Source organism: Pseudoxanthobacter soli DSM 19599 (genome assembly GCF_900148505.1).
Lineage (GTDB): Bacteria > Pseudomonadota > Alphaproteobacteria > Rhizobiales > Segnochrobactraceae > Pseudoxanthobacter > Pseudoxanthobacter soli.
Map to the genome: position 1 here is coordinate 1 of NZ_FRXO01000020.1, position 2500 is coordinate 2500.

Annotated in this window: 1 tRNA gene and 2 rRNA genes (1 of these 3 cut by a window edge); all 3 read right to left on the reverse strand. The window is 55.8% G+C overall.

Features of this window, described 5'->3' with window-relative positions:
* Nucleotides 1-8 precede the first annotated feature (8 nt).
* Nucleotides 9-85: transfer RNA gene (locus BUF17_RS21905), tRNA-Met, on the reverse strand.
* A gap of 39 nt (nt 86-124) precedes the next feature.
* A 5S ribosomal RNA gene (gene rrf / locus BUF17_RS21910) occupies nt 125-239 on the reverse strand.
* Nucleotides 240-291: 52 nt separating this feature from the next.
* Nucleotides 292-2500: ribosomal RNA gene (locus BUF17_RS21915) — 23S ribosomal RNA — on the reverse strand (it continues 524 nt past the right edge of the window).

A 2500-nucleotide genomic window follows, 5' to 3' on the forward strand; every position in this document is an offset into this window, starting at 1 on the left:
TTTTGATATGGTTGCGGGGGCAGGATTTGAACCTGCGGCCTTCAGGTTATGAGCCTGACGAGCTACCGGGCTGCTCCACCCCGCGGTGTTGTTTGATTGTGGAGAGGAAAGACGTGCTTAGCGGGCCTGGCGGCGCCCTACTCTCCCGCATCTTAAGATGCAGTACCATTGGCGCAGAGGGTTTTAACGGCCGAGTTCGGAATGGGATCGGGTTGGGGTCCCTCGCCATAGCCACCAGGCCGGCGAAGCACGTGAGCGGAAGTGATCTGGTACGGGCATTGATTAATGAGAGTGATCAAGCCGATCGAGCTATTAGTACCGGTAAGCTCATGCATTGCTGCACGTCCACACCCGGCCTATCAACGTGGTGGTCTTCCACGGCTCTCAAGGGAAGTCTGGTTTTGAGGTGGGTTTCCCGCTTAGATGCCTTCAGCGGTTATCCCGACCGTACGTAGCTACCCTGCTGTGCCGCTGGCGCGACAACAGGTACACCAGAGGTACGTCCATCCCGGTCCTCTCGTACTAAGGACAGATCCTCTCAAACTTCCTACACCCACGGCAGATAGGGACCAAACTGTCTCACGACGTTCTGAACCCAACTCACGTACCACTTTAATCGGCGAACAGCCGAACCCTTGGGACCTGCTCCAGCCCCAGGATGTGATGAGTCGACATCGAGGTGCCAAACGATGCCGTCGATATGGACTCTTGGGCATCATCAGCCTGTTATCCCCGGAGTACCTTTTATCCGTTGAGCGATGGCCCTTCCACGCGGGACCACCGGATCACTATGGCCGACTTTCGTCTCTGCTCGACTTGTCAGTCTCGCAGTCAGGCAGGCTTATGCCATTGCACTCAACGAGCGATTTCCGACCGCTCTGAGCCCACCTTCGCGCGCCTCCGTTACACTTTGGGAGGCGACCGCCCCAGTCAAACTACCCACCATGCACTGTCCTGGATGCGGATGACGCACCGCAGTTAGACATCCATATCTTCAAGGGTGGTATTTCAAGGATGGCTCCACCAAGGCTGGCGCCCCGGCTTCAAAGCCTACCACCTATCCTACACATGACGACACGAATGCCAGTGCAAAGCTATAGTAAAGGTTCACGGGGTCTTTCCGTCTAACCGCAGGAACCCCGCATCTTCACGGGGAATTCAATTTCACTGAGTCGATGCTGGAGACAGCGGGGAAGTCGTTACGCCATTCGTGCAGGTCGGAACTTACCCGACAAGGAATTTCGCTACCTTAGGACCGTTATAGTTACGGCCGCCGTTTACCGGGGCTTCGATTCAGAGCTTGCACCCCTCCTCTTAACCTTCCGGCACCGGGCAGGCGTCAGACCCTATACGTCGTCTTGCGACTTCGCAGAGCCCTGTGTTTTTGCTAAACAGTCGCCACCCCCTGGTCTGTGCCCCTCCCCCATGGTTGCCCACGAAGGAGGCCTCCTTATCCCGAAGTTACGGAGGTAAATTGCCGAGTTCCTTCAGCATCGTTCTCTCAAGCGCCTTGGTATGCTCTACCAGTCCACCAGTGTCGGTTTCGGGTACGGTCCATAATGTGGAGGCTATTTCCTGGAACTCCTTCGCCGCACAGACAATCCAATAAGTCTGCACAACTTACGGCGTTCGTCACCTTCCACGGGCTGGGGAATATTCACCCCATTCCCATCGCCTACGCCTTTCGGCCTCGGCTTAGGGGCCGGCTGACCCTGCGCAGATTAGCTTTACGCAGGAACCCTTGGACTTTCGGCGGGCGTGTCTCTCACACGCCTTTCCGTTACTCATGTCAGCATTCTCACTTCCGATACCTCCACGCCGCCTCACGGCTGACGCTTCACAGGCTTACGGAACGCTCCGCTACCGCGCACTTGCGTGCACCCGCAGCTTCGGCTCGTGGCTTGAGCCCCGTTACATTGTCGGCGCAAGAACCCTTGACTAGACCAGTGAGCTGTTACGCTTTCTTTAAATGATGGCTGCTTCTAAGCCAACATCCTGGTTGTTTTGGGATCCTCACATCCTTTCCCACTTAGCCACGAATTAGGGGCCTTAGCTGGCGGTCAGGGTTGTTTCCCTTTTCACGACGGACGTTAGCACCCGCCGTGTGTCTGCTGGATAGTACTTCTCGGTATTCGGAGTTTGGTTAGGTTTGGTAATCCTGTGGGGACCCCTAGCCCATCCAGTGCTCTACCCCCGAGAGTATTCGTCCAACGCTCTACCTAAATAGATTTCGCGGAGAACCAGCTATTACCGAGTTTGGTTGGCCTTTCACCCCTAGCCACAAGTCATCCGAGAATTTTGCAACATTCACCGGTTCGGCCCTCCAGCAAGTGTTACCTTGCCTTCAGCCTGCTCATGGCTAGATCACCCGGTTTCGGGTCTAATCCAACGAACTTAGTCGCCCTATTCGGACTCGCTTTCGCTGCGCCTACACCTACCGGCTTAAGCTCGCTCGTTAAATTAAGTCGCTGACCCATTATACAAAAGGTACGCCGTCACC